Source organism: Streptococcus sp. IMAU 99161, assembly GCF_014435245.1.
Classification (GTDB): domain Bacteria; phylum Bacillota; class Bacilli; order Lactobacillales; family Streptococcaceae; genus Streptococcus; species Streptococcus lactarius.
Window position 1 is genome coordinate 28,331 of sequence record NZ_JAAPAW010000013.1, and the last position, 14,902, is coordinate 43,232.

Below are 14,902 nucleotides of genomic sequence, written 5' to 3' on the forward strand. Positions count from 1 at the left end.
AATTTATTAAGATATCGTGGTAAAATTAAGAAAACGATTACAAAGACAATTTAGGAGGTCCTGATGAAATCACATCAACCACGTTATGCGATTCGTAAGTACGCAGTAGGGGCGGCTTCGGTGCTCATAGGATTTTTTGCTGGCGCGCATGTTGTAGCAGCTGATACACCAACGACTACTGAAAGTCCTGCAACGACAGTACCAACTCCGCCAAGCGAGGGTGAGTCGACTGCTTCCCTAAACGAGAAAGCTTCTCAGCCAGCAGTAGAAACACCGACTGCTCCTGCCCCGATCGTCGATCAAAGTCAACCGACACTGCCTGATCGTGAATTGCGGGTATCAGATCTTGACCGTTTGATTCACGAAGAAGCGAGCTCGGTCGCAGAGTCGAATGTGGCAACTCAACCAGCGACAGCAGCTACGGAAACTCCTGCTAAAGATCCTGATCAGGAAGAAAAATTAGCCAAGAAAAAGATTGTTTCGATCGATGCCGGTCGCAAGTACTTCTCACCAGACCAAATCAAGGAAATCATTGATGAGGCAAGTAAGACGGGCTATACAGACTTGCATCTCCTCGTCGGAAATGACGGCTTGCGCTTTGTGCTGGATGATATGTCTTTGAAAGTAGGATCTGCTTCTTATTCTAGCCAAGCTGTGACAAATGCAGTTGAAAAAGGGACGAAGGCCTATTATGATGATCCGAACGGGACAGCCTTGACCCAGGCTCAAATGGATGATATTTTGGCCTACGCCAAATCGAAGAAAGTAGGCGTCATCCCAACCATTAATAGTCCAGGTCACATGGATGCGATTTTGACAGCCATGGAACAATTGGGGATCGAAAACCCTCACTTTAATTATTTTGGTACAAAGAAATCAGCTCGGACCGTTGATTTGGACAACAAAAAAGCCTTAGACTTCACCAAGGCTTTGGTAGACAAGTATGCGACTTATTTCAGTGGCAAGGCAGATATTTTCAATATTGGTTTGGATGAGTATGCCAATGATGCCACAGATGCCCATGGTTGGCAGGTTCTCCAAGCCAGCAAGCATTGGCCGGGTGAAGGGTACCCAGAAAAAGGCTATGAAAAATTCATACAATACGCCAATGATCTAGCAGCTATTGTGAAAAAACACAAGATGAAACCAATGGCTTTCAATGATGGAATCTACTACAATGGAGATACTTCCTATGGCACTTTTGACAAGGATATCATTGTGTCCTACTGGACAGGTGGTTGGAACGGCTATGATGTCGCTTCTTCAAAACTTTTGTCTGAACTAGGTCATCAGATTCTTAATACCAATGATGCCTGGTATTATGTGATTGGACGGGACAAGGCTGGATCTGGTTGGTACAACCTTGATCAAGGTCTCGAAGGAATTTCCAAGTCAGCAATTGATGTTGTTCAAAAAAATGACGGGGCTAAGGTGCCTTTCATAGGTGGAATGGTAGCTGCCTGGGCAGATAGGCCATCTGCAACCTACAAAAAAGAGCTACTCTTCAAGCTCATGCATGCCTTCGCGGACAAGAATGCAGACTACTTTGTAGCAGATCCTGAAGTCGTCGAAAAAGCTCTTTCGGAAGCTCCAACAGATTTGGATCGCTATACACCAGAATCTCTAGTAGCTTTTACGGCAGCTAAAAAAGCTTTAGAAGGGGCAGGTACAGACACCACTCGAGCAGAAGCTAAAACCTTGATCGACAATCTCAAAGCGGCTCAAGATGCTTTGGTATATACAGAAAGCTACGCGAAAGAAGTTGCAGCAAAAGAAGCAGAAGAAAAACTTGCCATGAAGAAGGTCATCTCGATCGATGCAGGTCGCAAATACTTCTCACTGGATCAGTTGAAACGGATCGTCGATAAGGCCAGTGAGCTAGGTTATTCTGACTTGCACCTCCTGGTCGGAAACGATGGTATGCGCTTCGTACTCGATGATATGACGGTGGAAGCCAATGGCAAGACTTATGCTAGTGACGATGTGAAAAAGGCCATTTTAGAAGGTACCAAGGCCTATTACGATGATCCAAATGGTCAAGCCTTGACCCAAACAGAAATGGATGAGCTCCATGCTTATGCTACTGCTAAAGGAATCGGCTTGATTGCGGCGGTCAATAGTCCTGGCCACATGGATGCCTTGTTAGTGGCCTTGGAAAAATTGGGCATTGAAAACCCACAAGCCAGCTTTGATACGGTTTCAAAAACAACCATGGATTTGACCAATGAAGCAGCAGTCAACTTTACCAAAGCCTTGATTGGCAAGTACATGGACTACTTCAAAGACAAGTCTAAGATCTTTAACTACGGAACAGATGAATATGCCAATGACGCTACCAGTGCGCAAGGCTGGTACTACCTCAAGTGGTATGACCTCTATGGTAAATTTGCGGAGTATTCCAATAGTCTTGCAGCTATGGCGCGTGAAAAAGGCTTGCAGCCAATGGCCTTTAACGATGGTTTCTATTATGGAGATGAAGATGATGTTGCCTTTGACAAGGACGTCTTGATTTCATACTGGTCTAAAGGATGGTGGGGCTATAACCTCGCATCTCCACAGTATTTGGCAGATAAGGGTTATAAATTACTTAATACCAACGGAGACTGGTACTATGTTTTGGGCCACAAGGGGGATCAAAGTTATCCGCTCGAAAAAGCTATCCGAAATTCAGAAACTGTTCCGTTTGAACAGTTGGCTTCAACTAAATATCCTGATGTCAAGATACCAACATCTGGAAGTATGTTGGGAATCTGGGCTGATGAACCTGCCAATGAATACAAGGAAGAGGAAGTCTTCCAGGTCATGGAAGCTTTTGCCAACCACAACAAGGACTATTTCAAGGCGGACTTCACTGCTCTTAGAAAAGTAGTTGCTACGGTGCCAACAGATCTAGCCATTTACACACCAGAATCTCGCGCAGCACTTGCGAAAGTCTTAGATAGCTTGAATTGGAATGTGAGCCGTGCTCATCAAGATCAGGTGGATCAAGAAGTGGCCACTTTGACCCAAGCCCTTGCGGGGCTCAAGCCAATCACGCAAAAAGGTAGCTTGGCTGAAAATGACGTCAAAGCCCTAGTGGAAGACAAACCAAGTCTTGAAATCGTAGAGAAAGAACTTGATTTTGACCTTGTGGAACGCACCAATCCAGATCTCTCTAAAGGAGAACGCAAAGTGACCCAGGCTGGAGTTAAAGGACAAGGCCTTGAGTATGTAGAGGTTTCGCAACTTGATCAAAGTCGAAAAGTGATAGCTACAGAAATTGCCACAGAGCCGGTTGCAGAAATTGTTGAAGTCGGTACCAAAGAAGTCGTGATCCCGACAAGCCCTTCAGCAGAGGCACCAGTGAAATTAGATGTGCTCGTAAACAAAATTGCTCCAGATCAGTCAACACCTCATGTGATCTCGAAGGATCAACCAGTAGCACCAGTAAATACCCAAGCGTCAATTCCAGCAACTGTGGAAAAAGCAGTTCGTCCAGAAACAGTAAACCCTGATAAGCAACTTCCAGAAACGGGAGTGGAATCTGCTCTGGGACTCGCTTTACTAGGAGCGATCTTAGGAGCAGCAGGAATGAACTTGAAAAATAAAAAAGAGACTGAGACCTAGTTGATTTGTAACAGGTCGGAGTTAGGAGGCAGGATGTTCATCATTCTGCTTCTTTTTTGTGTTTGTAAAACTGTACCCGGACAGTTTGAATTTTCCACTCTTGTAACCCCTTCTATATCCTGTTAAAATAAAACCATGACACGATACAAAGCAACCATTTCATATGACGGGACCTTGTTTGCAGGGTTTCAACGCCAACCGCATGCCCGTAGTGTGCAAGAAGAAATCGAAAAGACCTTGACGCGTCTTAATCAAGGAAAGCCTGTCACCGTTCATGGAGCAGGGCGAACGGATTCTGGTGTCCATGCTCTTGGGCAGGTCATCCATTTTGATCTCCCTCAAGCGCGGGATGAGGAGAAGCTCCGCTTTGCCCTGGATACCCAAACACCTGAGGATATCGATGTGATTCGTGTTGAGACGGTTTCAGATGACTTTCACTCACGCTACAAGAAGCACAGCAAAACCTATGAATTTATCGTGGATTATGGCCGTCCCAAGAACCCCATGATGCGTCACTATGCAACCCACTACCCTTATCCGTTGGATGTAGACAAGATGCAAGTGGCCATTCAAAAGTTGGAGGGAACCCATGATTTCACCGGTTTCACCGCTTCAGGGACCAGTGTGGAAGACAAGGTTCGCACGATTACAGAAGCTCACTTGGTCGAGGACGCGGCAAATCATCGCCTGCTCTTTACCTTTTCGGGCAATGGCTTTCTCTACAAGCAAATCCGCAATATGGTGGGAACTTTGCTAAAGATCGGAAATGATCGGATGCCGATCGAGCAGATCGATCTGATTTTGGAAAAGAAGGACCGCAATCTTGCAGGTCCAACAGCAGCGCCAAATGGCTTATATTTAAAGGAGATACGCTATGAGTAATGAATTAATTCTTGCAATTTCAGGAAATGATATTTTTAGTGGGGGAGGTCTTCATGCAGACCTTGCAACCTATACAACCAACAAACAACATGGCTTTGTGGCGGTAACTTGTTTGACAGCTATGACCGAGCATGGTTTTGAAGTGATTCCGGTGGATCCGACTACTTTCGCTCAACAACTGGGTTCTCTCAAAGAGGTTCCTTTCTCTGCCATTAAACTCGGCCTTTTGCCAAATGTTCAAGTGGCAGACCTAGCTTTGGACTATGTCAAAGCTCATGCAGATATCCCAGTAGTGCTCGATCCTGTCTTGGTCTGCAAGGAAAGCCACGATGTGGAAGTTTCAGCTCTTCGAGACGAATTGATCAAGTTCTTCCCTTATGTGACCATCATTACGCCAAACCTACCAGAAGCTGAAATCTTGACCCAAAGTCAGATTCAATCGCTCGATGATATGAAAGCTGCTGCTCGCAAACTCCATGAATTAGGTGCTCCAACTGTCGTGGTCAAAGGGGGCAATCGTCTCAATAAAGAAAAAGCCATCGATGTCTTTTATGATGGCACAGATTTCACCGTGATCGAAGAACCTGTTTTAGAAAAGAACAATACAGGGGCTGGCTGTACTTTTGCATCTAGTATTTCTAGTCAATTGGTTCAAGGGAAATCTCCACTTGAAGCTGTGAAAGCTTCTAAAGACTTTGTCTTCAAAGCAATCCAACATTCAGACCAGTATGGAGTAGTACAATATGACATCTAATCGAACTCAACTCATTGCCCGCCTTTCCATTTTGACAGCCTTGACGGTGGTTCTTGGCTACTATACCAAACTCCCAACTCCCACAGGGATTGTCACCCTGTTAGATCTGGGTGTATACTTCACAGCCTTCTATTTTGGACGTAAGGAAGGCGCTATTGTTGGTGGTGTCGGAGCCTTTTTACTCGACCTCATTTCAGGTTATCCTCAGTGGATGTTCTTTAGCCTCCTCTTTCACGGGGGACAAGGCTATTTCGCTGGCTTCAAGGGAAAAGCTCGTTACCTAGGCTTGCTTCTTGCGACAGTCGTCATGGTAGGCGGCTACGCACTAGCTTCTGCTCTCTTTTTAGGCAATGGCTGGGGAGCTGCTATCTCGGATATTCCAAATAACCTTGCTCAGAATTTTGTTGGAATGGCTTTAGGCTATGTGGTCTATTATGCCTTCCAAAAGAAAGGAAGCTAACTCATGGATCTGGAGCAACTGAAGAAAGATACAGGGCTCATTCTTTGTGATGTTTTAGACAAGGCCAATCTTCGCCAGGGGCAAATTCTAGTCTTAGGCCTATCTTCAAGTGAAGTAGCGGGAGGTCAAATCGGCAAGGCGTCGAGTATCGAAATCGGTGAGGTGATTGTTAAAACCTTGCTGGACGAATTGACATCAAGAGAAATTTTTCTTGCAGTTCAAGGGTGTGAACACCTCAATCGGGCCTTAGTGGTTGAAAGAGAATTGGCAGACAAGAAGGAGCTAGAAATCGTCAATGTCCTTCCGAGTCTCCATGCAGGAGGTGCTGGGCAACTCGCAGCTTTCAAGTATTTTAAAGATCCTGTCGAAGTGGAATTTATCACAGCTCAAGCGGGACTAGACATCGGAGATACCTCAGTTGGAATGCATGTCAAACATGTCCAAGTCCCCATTCGTCCAGCCCTGCGTGAACTAGGAGGTGCCCATGTCACAGCCCTGGCCAGTCGGCCAAAATTGATCGGTGGATCCCGAGCAAGATACCAGGAAGACCCGATCCGAAAAGCATAACATCAACTAGCTTTCAGGAGCTAGTTTTTTTGAACTAAAAGAGATGTAAATCCGTTTTAAAACTTGCTTTTTCAAACTTTTATGGTAAAATTATAGAGAATGACTATATTATTTTAAGGAGAGACAGAATGTCTGTATCATTTGAAAACAAAGAAACAAACCATGGTGTATTGACTTTCACAATCAGTCAAGAACAAATCAAACCAGCTTTGGACCGTGTGTTTGAATCTGTTAAGAAAACTTTGAACGTACCTGGATTCCGTAAAGGTCATATTCCTCGTCCAATCTTCAACCAACGTTTTGGTGAAGAAGCTCTTTACCAAGATGCTTTGAATGATGTTCTTCCTGCAGCCTATGAAGCAGCTGTGAAAGAAGCAGGTCTTGAAGTCGTTGCTCAACCAACATTTGACGTTGTTTCTATGGAAAAAGGTCAAGACTGGACATTGACAGCAGCTGTTGTGACAAAACCTGAAGTTAAATTGGGTGCTTACAAAGACCTTGAAGTTTCAGTAGAAGTTTCTAAAGAAGTCACAGACGCTGATGTAGATGCTCGTATCGAACGCGAACGCAACAACTTGGCTGAATTGGTCGTTAAAGAAGGCGCTGCTGCTGAAGGGGATACAGTAGTGATCGACTTCGTTGGTACAATTGATGGTGTTGAATTCGACGGTGGTAAAGGAGATAACTTCTCACTTGGACTTGGTTCAGGTCAATTCATCCCAGGATATGAAGAGCAATTGGTAGGACACTCTGCTGGTGAAACAGTTGATGTTGTCGTAACCTTCCCAGAAGATTACCAAGCTGCTGACCTTGCAGGTAAAGAAGCAAAATTTGTAACAACGATCCACGAAGTGAAATCAAAAGAAGTGCCAGCTCTTGACGACGAATTGGCAAAAGACATCGATGAAGAAGTTGAAACACTTGCTGAATTGAAAGAAAAATACCGCAAAGAATTAGCTGAAGCAAAAGAAGAAGCATACAAAGATGCTGTCGAAGCAGCAGCGATCGATAAAGCAGTTGAAAATGCTGAAATCGTAGAACTTCCAGAAGAAATGATTCATGAAGAAGTTCATCGCTCAGTAAATGAATTCCTTGGAAACATGCAACGCCAAGGAATCTCACCTGACATGTACTTCCAAATCACTGGTACAACTCAAGAAGATCTTCATAAACAATACGAAGCTGAAGCTGAAAGCCGTACCAAGACAAACCTTGTGGTTGAAGCAGTAGCGAAAGCAGAAGGCTTTGAAGCAACTGAAGAAGAAATCAATGCTGAAATCGAACAATTGGCAAGCGACTACCATATGGAAGTTGCACAAGTTCGTAACCTTCTTTCACTAGAAATGTTGAAACATGACATCACTGTGAAGAAAGCTGTGAACGTGATTACAAGCTCAGCAAAAGTAAAATAATTTAGAACAAGAAGGAGAGTCGCGAGGCTCTTCTTTTTTGATTTCTGATTTCCTGGAGAATCCTGGAATTTTCCTTTGACGAAAGGGGAAATTTATCGTACAATAGAGTGTAACGATAAAATGCCTGATAGAGGCTTTTCGTCTATCAGTGAGGATAGGATGAGGTGTGAGACCGGATTCCTCTCCATTTAGGAAATGAAACATAAGGAGATCTACCCTTGGAATTAGAAGTATTTGCTGGACAAGAAAAAAGTGAACTTTCTATGATTGAAGTGGCGCGTGCGATCTTGGAATTGCGTGGACGTGACCATGAAATGTACTTTAGTGATCTTGTAAATGAAATTCAAAACTATCTTGAAAAATCAAACAGCGAGATCCGCGAAGCTCTTCCATTGTTCTACACTGAGTTGAATGTGGATGGAAGCTTTATCCCGCTTGGAGATAACAAATGGGGCCTTCGTTCGTGGTATGCCATCGATGAAGTTGATGAAGAAATCATTGCTCTTGAAGAAACAGATGAAGACGAAACACCTAAGAAACGCAAGAAAAAACGTGTTAATGCCTTCATGGATGGAGACGAAGATGCGATCGATTACAACGACGACGATCCAGAAGACGAAGAAGTTTACGAAGCAGATCCTTCTTTCATATGACGAAGAAAATCCAGATGATGAAAAGAGTGAAGTCGAAGCTTACGATGCTGAAATCAATGAAATCGTACCAGATGATTTGGGCGAAGAAGTTGAATTGAGCGAAGAAGACGACGAAGAAGAAGAATCTGACGACGAAGAAGAATAAAACATAAGAGGCTGGGCATAAAGTGTCCAGCCTCTTATCTATGATAGATAGAACTGCAAGACGCAGTAGTTGATTGAGAGTGGGACAAGGAACGATTTTTAGTCAACATTCGTTCTGTCCCACTCCCTTTTGGTTTACATTGAAAAAGGTGGTAAGTTAGAGTATAATGAACATGTAATATTCCCCAAATAGGAGGTGTTCCAAATGGACTTTCGTTTAGATGACAGTTTAGTAGATGCCGGTATTGACACGGTGGTGGTTGGCATAGCTAAACATGTGGATCCTCAAGCTGTTTTACCTGTCGCTTTTCTTGAAAAGAAGCAAGCGATGGAACAATGGGCGCTCCAATGTAAGTTGGAAGAAGTTGCAGAATCAGCGGTCGTTACAGGCTATACCGATTTGTTGCAAAAGGTAGGGCGCAGTATCAAGAAAAATCCGCCAACAATTCTTGCCCTCATCCGAAACATCCAGCATCGTGGTTCTCTGCCTCAGATCAATAGTATCATTGACATTTATAATGTTGAATGTCTGAGAACCTATCTCGCTATTGGAGGACATGATCTGGATAAAATTGAAGGCCCAATTGAATTTACGATCAGTCAAAGAGAAGATCTCTTCTTACCTATCCTTTCTAGCGAAAAGCATGTAGCGCCGACAGACCCCGTCTACAGAGATCAAAAAGGGGTTCTAGCTTGGTTGGATGTACGGGATAGCGACCTTTACAAATTTGAGGAGACAACAAAAAATGCCCTCTTTGTCATCCAAGGAAACCAAGAGACCACAGTAGAGATGCGCTTAGAAGCACTGGAGCGAATCCACAAGGATCTTGCTTCCTGCATGCCTGATCTTCAATTTGAGAAATTTCTCGTCACACGAAATGGAGTAGAGCCAGCCTCATAAGGAAATGAAAATGTTCTTCATAAACGTTTCAATTTGACAAAGAAGAGTATTTGCGGTAAGATATTGTTAGGGCACCTCATTTTGAGGTCGGAGCTCCCTATGGATTAGGGAGCTATTTTTGTTTTTTTCTGCAAAGAGGAATGGCCTCTACAACATTAGAAGAAGAGGAAAGCGCATGTCAACAAAATATATTTTTGTCACGGGTGGTGTCGTATCATCCATCGGAAAAGGAATCGTTGCAGCGAGTCTTGGGCGTCTACTTAAGAATCGTGGATTGAAGGTCACCATTCAAAAATTTGACCCCTATATCAATATTGACCCAGGTACCATGAGCCCCTATCAACACGGGGAAGTCTTTGTCACCGACGATGGTGCTGAGACAGACTTGGACCTTGGTCACTATGAACGCTTTATCGATATCAACCTCAATAAATACTCAAACGTCACGACAGGAAAAATCTATAGCGAGGTTCTTCGGAAGGAACGCCATGGGGAATACTTAGGAGCTACTGTACAGGTCATTCCTCATATTACGGATGCCTTGAAAGAAAAAATCAAACGAGCAGCGACGACGACCGATTCAGATGTCATCATCACAGAAGTTGGCGGTACCGTTGGAGACATTGAGTCCCTTCCATTCCTTGAAGCTCTTCGTCAAATGAAGGCAGATGTCGGTGCTGAAAATGTTATGTACATCCACACCACCCTTCTTCCTTACTTGAAGGCTGCAGGAGAAATGAAAACCAAACCAACCCAACACTCTGTGAAAGAATTGCGTGGACTTGGAATTCAGCCAAATATGTTGGTTATCCGTACGGAAAAGCCTGTCGGGCAAGGAATCAAGAACAAGTTGGCTCAATTCTGTGACGTAGCTCCAGAAGCCGTCATCGAGTCTCTTGATGTACAGCATTTGTACCAAATTCCATTGAATTTGCAAGCGCAAAATATGGACCAAATCGTGTGTGATCATTTGAAATTGGATGTCCCACAAGCAGATATGACGGAATGGTCTGCTATGGTCGATAAGGTCATGAGCCTCAAGAAACAGGTCAAGATTGCCTTGGTGGGCAAATACGTAGAATTGCAAGATGCCTACATCTCAGTTGTAGAGGCTTTGAAACACTCTGGATATGCCAATGATGCTGAAGTCAAAATCGACTGGGTGAATGCCAATGATGTGACAGCTGAAAATGTAGCTGAACTCCTTGACGGAGCTGATGGAATCATCGTGCCAGGTGGTTTCGGCCAACGGGGCACAGAAGGCAAGATTCAGGCCATCAAGTATGCGCGTGAAAATGATGTACCAATGCTGGGAGTTTGCCTTGGTATGCAGTTGACCTGTGTCGAGTTTGCACGTGATGTTTTGGGACTAGAAGGAGCTAACTCAGCAGAATTGGACCCAGAAACCAAGTATCCAGTGATCGATATCATGCGCGATCAAATCGATGTAGAAGATATGGGAGGGACCCTTCGTTTAGGGCTCTACCCATCAAAACTCAAGCGAGGATCAAAAGCAGCAGCAGCCTATGACAATCAAGAAGTGGTGCAACGTCGCCACCGTCACCGTTATGAGTTTAACAATGCTTTTCGTGAACAATTCGAAGAAGCAGGACTGGTCTTTTCAGGTGTTTCTCCAGACAACCGTTTGGTCGAAATCGTTGAAATTCCAGAAAATAAATTCTTTGTGGCTTGCCAATACCACCCAGAATTGTCAAGCCGTCCAAACCGTCCAGAAGGTCTTTACACAGCCTTTGTGACCGCAGCTGTCGAAAACCACGATAGTAAGTAAGAAGAAGAGGTTAGGTTTCGTCACCTGGCCTCTTTTCATTGAAAGAGATGGCAAACCCTGAAAAAAGTTTGAAAAAAATCTTGACAAACATCTCGATGATTGATATACTAGTAAGGTACTCAATCGCGGGGATGGCGGAATTGGCAGACGCGCAGGACTAAGGATCCTGTGACCGCTTTAGGTCGTGAGGGTTCAAGTCCCTCTCTCCGCATCGGATGAAGATAGCTTCGGCTATCTTTTTTGTTTCTCGAAACCTTTGTGGTAGAATAGGTGGGAGAGGTGGTATAAACATGAAGAAGAAGTATCTGATTTTGGCCGATGGCCTCTTTGCACTATTGGGAAGTGCCCTTAATTTTTTCGGTCCTATTATGATTTTAGCTATGGTGATAGGCGCATACAAGGATACTTTTAGATATTTTATCGCCTTAAACATATGGAACGTCCTCGCTTTTCTAGCAGCGATTGCTTCTAAGTATTTGCTCAGGAAAGAGAAAAGGATTAAAAAGTGGATTCCCAATCTTTTCTTGATGGCAGGCTGTATTCTCTTTCTTGCGGCAATCCTTGCTATGTACGAGAGCTTTCCGTTGCTTGAGGGATTGGTCAACGGGCTTCTTGGAAAACTATTTACCGACAGTCAGTTATTTGATGCTTATTTCTATTCACAATGGGTTGCAGCGGTATCCCTTGTGATTTGCGGGATTGGCTTTCTAGTCTCATTAAAAAATTTCAAAGAGAAGGATTGAAAGGGGGTTAGCTCCCTTTTTTGCTTTTTGAAAAGGTAGGAGGGAGAGGGTTCCTCCTCTTTTATCAGAAGAAATCACGTAAAGCCACAGGAAAGACTAGTAATTTTAGTGTAAAAGTGATAAAATAAACAATGTAAGTGGTTTAACCACAAAAAATTAGAGGAGGCCTACTACTAATGGCAATCGTTTCAGCAGAAAAATTTGTCCAAGCAGCTCGTGACAATGGTTATGCAGTTGGTGGATTTAACACAAACAACCTTGAGTGGACTCAAGCTATCTTGCGTGCAGCAGAAGCTAAGAAAGCTCCAGTACTTATCCAAACTTCTATGGGTGCTGCAAAATACATGGGTGGTTACAAAGTATGTAAAGCCCTTATCGAAAACCTTGTAGAAGCAATGGGAATCACTGTACCAGTTGCTATTCACCTTGACCATGGTCATTATGAAGATGCTCTTGAATGTATCGAAGCTGGTTACACTTCAATCATGTTTGATGGTTCACACCTTCCAGTTGAAGAAAACCTTAAATTGGCGAAAGACGTCGTTGAAAAAGCTCATGCTAAAGGCGTTTCCGTTGAAGCTGAAGTTGGTACTATCGGTGGTGAAGAAGACGGTATCATCGGTGACGGTGAATTGGCACCAATCGAAGATGCTAAAGCAATGGTTGCTACAGGAATTGACTTCTTGGCAGCAGGTATCGGTAACATCCACGGTCCTTACCCAGCAAACTGGAAAGGTCTTCACCTTGACCACTTGCAAAAATTGACTGAAGCTGTACCAGGATTCCCAATCGTATTGCACGGTGGATCAGGTATCCCTGATGATCAAATCCAAGCAGCCATCAAACTTGGTGTTGCGAAAGTTAACGTTAACACTGAATGCCAAATCGCATTTGCAAACGCTACTCGTCAATTCGTACGTGAATACGATGCAAACGAAGCAGAATACGACAAGAAGAAACTCTTCGACCCACGTAAATTCTTGAAACCAGGTTTCGAAGCAATTACAGCAGCTGTTGAAGAACGTATCGACGTATTCGGTTCAGAAGGCAAAGCTTAAAAAAAACAGGAAAACAAGATCCCAGGTGGATCTTGTTTTTTTGTATTGGAAAGTTGGGTACTAGCATTCTTTTGGGAGCCGTTAAGTCTCTTGCTTACAGGCTCTATTTTTTGTACAATATGGCTATGAAAAAATTCAAACAGTATAGCTGGATCATTTTTGTTTTTCTTATCCTTTTTCTAGGAGGTACATTTGGTTTCCACCAACTTAGTTTGCAAAAAGAAAGCAAGCTCCTCATGCCCATAGGTAAGAAGGTTGTAGTCAATGGACATCAAATGAATGTATATGTCAAAGGAGAAGGGCCGGAAACGATCGTTTTTCTTTCAGGTGCTGGTATTGCATCGCCTATATTAGACTTTAAAAATCTATCAGATCCCCTATCCAAAAAATACAAAGTAGTCGTCGTAGAGCGAGCGGGCTATGGTTTCAGCGAAGATAGTGATCAATCCAGAGATGTGATGGAGGTTCTTTCTGAGACCCGTCAAGCTTTGTCGCAAGCCGAAGTTTCGGGACCTTATGTGATTGTTTCGCATTCAATGGCTAGTCTTGAGAGTCTTGCTTGGCAAGAAAAATATCCTAATGAAGTAAGGGCAGTGATCGGTCTTGATTGGGCCCTGCCGGCAAGTTATCAGGATTTAAAGGAACATCCAACTCTCATGACCTTAGCCTATTGGACGAGTAAGATTGGGCTGCTCCGTTATTTTCCAGAGTCTGTTTACCTGAAAAATGATGATTTGACGGATAGTGAACGCCAACAATATCGATTTTTAGCTTACAAGCAGTTGCTGTCGAAGGCTATGTTAAACGAAACTCGTGCAGTGAAAGAAAATGCTCGTAAGGTTAGTGGATTTACCATTGATTCTAAAATCCCTGTGCTCCTATTCGTCTCAAATGGGGAGGGAACTAGCTTTAGTCGGTCGAAGTGGCAGAATTATGCGAAAGACTTTGCTAGAAATCACTCCAATGTCCAAGTTGTTTATGAGGATGCCCCTCATGATTTTTATCATAGCAAGAAGGAGGAGGTCGTCTCTCAAATAAGCTCTTTTCTACATCAGTCTAGACTTGATTAAAAAGATCAACTAAAAGTGCTTGACATCCGTTCTCAGAGTGCTATACTAAGAAGGTAATCGCCGATTTAGCTCAGTTGGTAGAGCAACGCACTCGTAACGCGTAGGTCACAGGTTCGATCCCTGCAATCGGCATCGAATGAGACAATAAAAAGCCTGTTGTGACGGGCTTTTTTGATGTTTAATTGCTTTTTGTACCAAATTAATTATAAAAGGCTTCGATGAGCATTAAAAGGACCTGCTTGATGTAGTAGTGATGGCTAGAAGCACCACTTGGAGGGGCGAGATAATGAATGATGGTGATAAACGATTCGTTCTGTCTCGCTCCTTTTTTTGACCGCATAAGCGCCTTTTTTGACCACCTAGTCAAAAGTCCTTGTTACTTTTCACTTCCTCTGCTATTATAGAATCATCAAAGGAAGGAACCCTTCCGAATAGTGAAAATGAGGTATTAGGATGAAAAAACTACTTGGACTAGGATTTATTCTTGCTGCTCTTGCGGTTGTCACAATGGGAATGGTTGGCTTTCCAAAGCTTGATGTGAAAATCTGGCCCCTATTTCCCGTTCTCTTATTTGCTTTCTTTACTCTTGAAAATCTCTTCAAAAAGGATTACAAGGCAAGTGCTATCTGTGCTTTGATTGCTCTGATGATTGCAAACGCGATCTACGATCTTTTGCCGGTTTCAAATGGCTTAGTGATCACAGCGGGTGTCCTTGCTTGCCTGGGTCTTGGTTTTCTTTTACCAGATAAGGAAAGCAACAAATAAAGAAAGAGAGTGGGACAGAAATTGAACTGCTCCCAGTCAAGTAGACAATGAAATAATAAAAGATTAAGCAACGGCCTTGTTCCTCAATTCAAGAGGGG

General features: G+C 43.5%; 13 protein-coding genes, 2 tRNA genes and 1 pseudogene. 15 read left to right on the forward strand and 1 reads right to left on the reverse strand.

Annotation, left to right across the window (positions count from 1 at the left end; all coding sequences use genetic code 11):
* The first annotated feature begins 63 nt into the window (after window positions 1-63).
* From HA044_RS08390 to HA044_RS08455, 14 genes and pseudogenes are all read left to right on the forward strand, one after another.
* The gene (locus HA044_RS08390; RefSeq protein WP_187540753.1) at window positions 64-3,606 is read left to right on the forward strand and encodes a family 20 glycosylhydrolase; all 3,543 of its coding nucleotides are present in this window, start codon (window positions 64-66) and stop codon (window positions 3,604-3,606) included.
* 135 nt (window positions 3,607-3,741) lie between these two features.
* A complete protein-coding gene (truA, locus tag HA044_RS08395; protein ID WP_187540754.1) occupies window positions 3,742-4,488 on the forward strand; it encodes a tRNA pseudouridine(38-40) synthase TruA in 747 nt (248 codons plus the stop codon).
* Window positions 4,481-5,242, forward strand: coding sequence for a bifunctional hydroxymethylpyrimidine kinase/phosphomethylpyrimidine kinase (locus HA044_RS08400; protein ID WP_187540755.1), 762 nt, complete (start codon window positions 4,481-4,483; stop codon window positions 5,240-5,242). The genes truA and HA044_RS08400 overlap by 8 nt, the downstream gene beginning before the upstream one ends.
* Window positions 5,232-5,702: an ECF transporter S component gene (locus tag HA044_RS08405; RefSeq protein ID WP_003010175.1), complete on the forward strand. Its 471-nt coding sequence runs from the start codon at window positions 5,232-5,234 to the stop codon at window positions 5,700-5,702. The genes HA044_RS08400 and HA044_RS08405 overlap by 11 nt, the downstream gene beginning before the upstream one ends.
* Window positions 5,703-5,705: 3 nt before the next feature.
* Entirely contained in the window at window positions 5,706-6,269 is a 564-nt protein-coding gene (locus HA044_RS08410) for a TIGR01440 family protein (RefSeq protein ID WP_187540756.1), read from the forward strand.
* Window positions 6,270-6,397: 128 nt separating this feature from the next.
* On the forward strand, window positions 6,398-7,681 hold the full coding sequence (gene tig, locus HA044_RS08415) for a trigger factor (protein ID WP_187540757.1): 1,284 nt from the start codon (window positions 6,398-6,400) through the stop codon (window positions 7,679-7,681).
* 218 nt (window positions 7,682-7,899) lie between these two features.
* Window positions 7,900-8,479, forward strand: a pseudogene (rpoE, locus tag HA044_RS08420) (DNA-directed RNA polymerase subunit delta).
* Window positions 8,480-8,683: 204 nt separating this feature from the next.
* Entirely contained in the window at window positions 8,684-9,379 is a 696-nt protein-coding gene (locus tag HA044_RS08425) for a B3/4 domain-containing protein (RefSeq protein ID WP_187540758.1), read from the forward strand.
* A 175-nt stretch (window positions 9,380-9,554) separates the two neighbouring features.
* The gene (locus tag HA044_RS08430) at window positions 9,555-11,168 is read left to right on the forward strand and encodes a CTP synthase (protein WP_187540759.1); all 1,614 of its coding nucleotides are present in this window, start codon (window positions 9,555-9,557) and stop codon (window positions 11,166-11,168) included.
* A 125-nt stretch (window positions 11,169-11,293) separates the two neighbouring features.
* A tRNA-Leu gene (locus HA044_RS08435) sits at window positions 11,294-11,379 on the forward strand.
* 79 nt (window positions 11,380-11,458) lie between these two features.
* The gene (locus HA044_RS08440) at window positions 11,459-11,911 is read left to right on the forward strand and encodes a hypothetical protein (protein ID WP_187540760.1); all 453 of its coding nucleotides are present in this window, start codon (window positions 11,459-11,461) and stop codon (window positions 11,909-11,911) included.
* Window positions 11,912-12,087: 176 nt separating this feature from the next.
* Complete coding sequence (locus HA044_RS08445) at window positions 12,088-12,969, forward strand: class II fructose-bisphosphate aldolase (protein ID WP_187540761.1); 882 nt, start codon at window positions 12,088-12,090, stop codon at window positions 12,967-12,969.
* 119 nt (window positions 12,970-13,088) lie between these two features.
* On the forward strand, window positions 13,089-14,039 hold the full coding sequence (locus HA044_RS08450; RefSeq protein ID WP_187540767.1) for an alpha/beta fold hydrolase: 951 nt from the start codon (window positions 13,089-13,091) through the stop codon (window positions 14,037-14,039).
* A 59-nt stretch (window positions 14,040-14,098) separates the two neighbouring features.
* Window positions 14,099-14,171 (forward strand) — tRNA-Thr (locus HA044_RS08455).
* A 67-nt stretch (window positions 14,172-14,238) separates the two neighbouring features.
* On the opposite strand, the gene HA044_RS08460 is transcribed toward HA044_RS08455, so the two are convergent.
* A complete protein-coding gene (locus HA044_RS08460; RefSeq protein ID WP_187540762.1) occupies window positions 14,239-14,379 on the reverse strand; it encodes a hypothetical protein in 141 nt (46 codons plus the stop codon).
* Window positions 14,380-14,492: 113 nt separating this feature from the next.
* Between HA044_RS08460 and HA044_RS08465 the strand changes: the two genes are divergently transcribed.
* Window positions 14,493-14,804 carry a hypothetical protein gene (locus HA044_RS08465; RefSeq protein ID WP_187540763.1) on the forward strand — a complete coding sequence of 104 codons (312 nt, stop codon included), beginning with the start codon at window positions 14,493-14,495 and terminating at the stop codon, window positions 14,802-14,804.
* Window positions 14,805-14,902: the final 98 nt, after the last annotated feature.

Bases quoted from the DNA above. Each gene is read 5' to 3' on its own strand.
- HA044_RS08425 (WP_187540758.1), top strand. From the start codon at position 8,684: ATGGACTTTCGTTTAGATGACAGTTTAGTAGATGCCGGTATTGACACG.
- HA044_RS08450 (WP_187540767.1), top strand. From the start codon at position 13,089: ATGGCTATGAAAAAATTCAAACAGTATAGCTGGATCATTTTTGTTTTT.
- HA044_RS08465 (WP_187540763.1), top strand. From the start codon at position 14,493: ATGAAAAAACTACTTGGACTAGGATTTATTCTTGCTGCTCTTGCGGTT.
- HA044_RS08460 (WP_187540762.1), bottom strand. From the start codon at position 14,379: ATGCGGTCAAAAAAAGGAGCGAGACAGAACGAATCGTTTATCACCATC.
- HA044_RS08400 (WP_187540755.1), top strand. From the start codon at position 4,481: ATGAGTAATGAATTAATTCTTGCAATTTCAGGAAATGATATTTTTAGT.
- HA044_RS08390 (WP_187540753.1), top strand. From the start codon at position 64: ATGAAATCACATCAACCACGTTATGCGATTCGTAAGTACGCAGTAGGG.
- HA044_RS08445 (WP_187540761.1), top strand. From the start codon at position 12,088: ATGGCAATCGTTTCAGCAGAAAAATTTGTCCAAGCAGCTCGTGACAAT.
- HA044_RS08405 (WP_003010175.1), top strand. From the start codon at position 5,232: ATGACATCTAATCGAACTCAACTCATTGCCCGCCTTTCCATTTTGACA.
- HA044_RS08410 (WP_187540756.1), top strand. From the start codon at position 5,706: ATGGATCTGGAGCAACTGAAGAAAGATACAGGGCTCATTCTTTGTGAT.
- HA044_RS08430 (WP_187540759.1), top strand. From the start codon at position 9,555: ATGTCAACAAAATATATTTTTGTCACGGGTGGTGTCGTATCATCCATC.
- tig (WP_187540757.1), top strand. From the start codon at position 6,398: ATGTCTGTATCATTTGAAAACAAAGAAACAAACCATGGTGTATTGACT.
- truA (WP_187540754.1), top strand. From the start codon at position 3,742: ATGACACGATACAAAGCAACCATTTCATATGACGGGACCTTGTTTGCA.
- HA044_RS08440 (WP_187540760.1), top strand. From the start codon at position 11,459: ATGAAGAAGAAGTATCTGATTTTGGCCGATGGCCTCTTTGCACTATTG.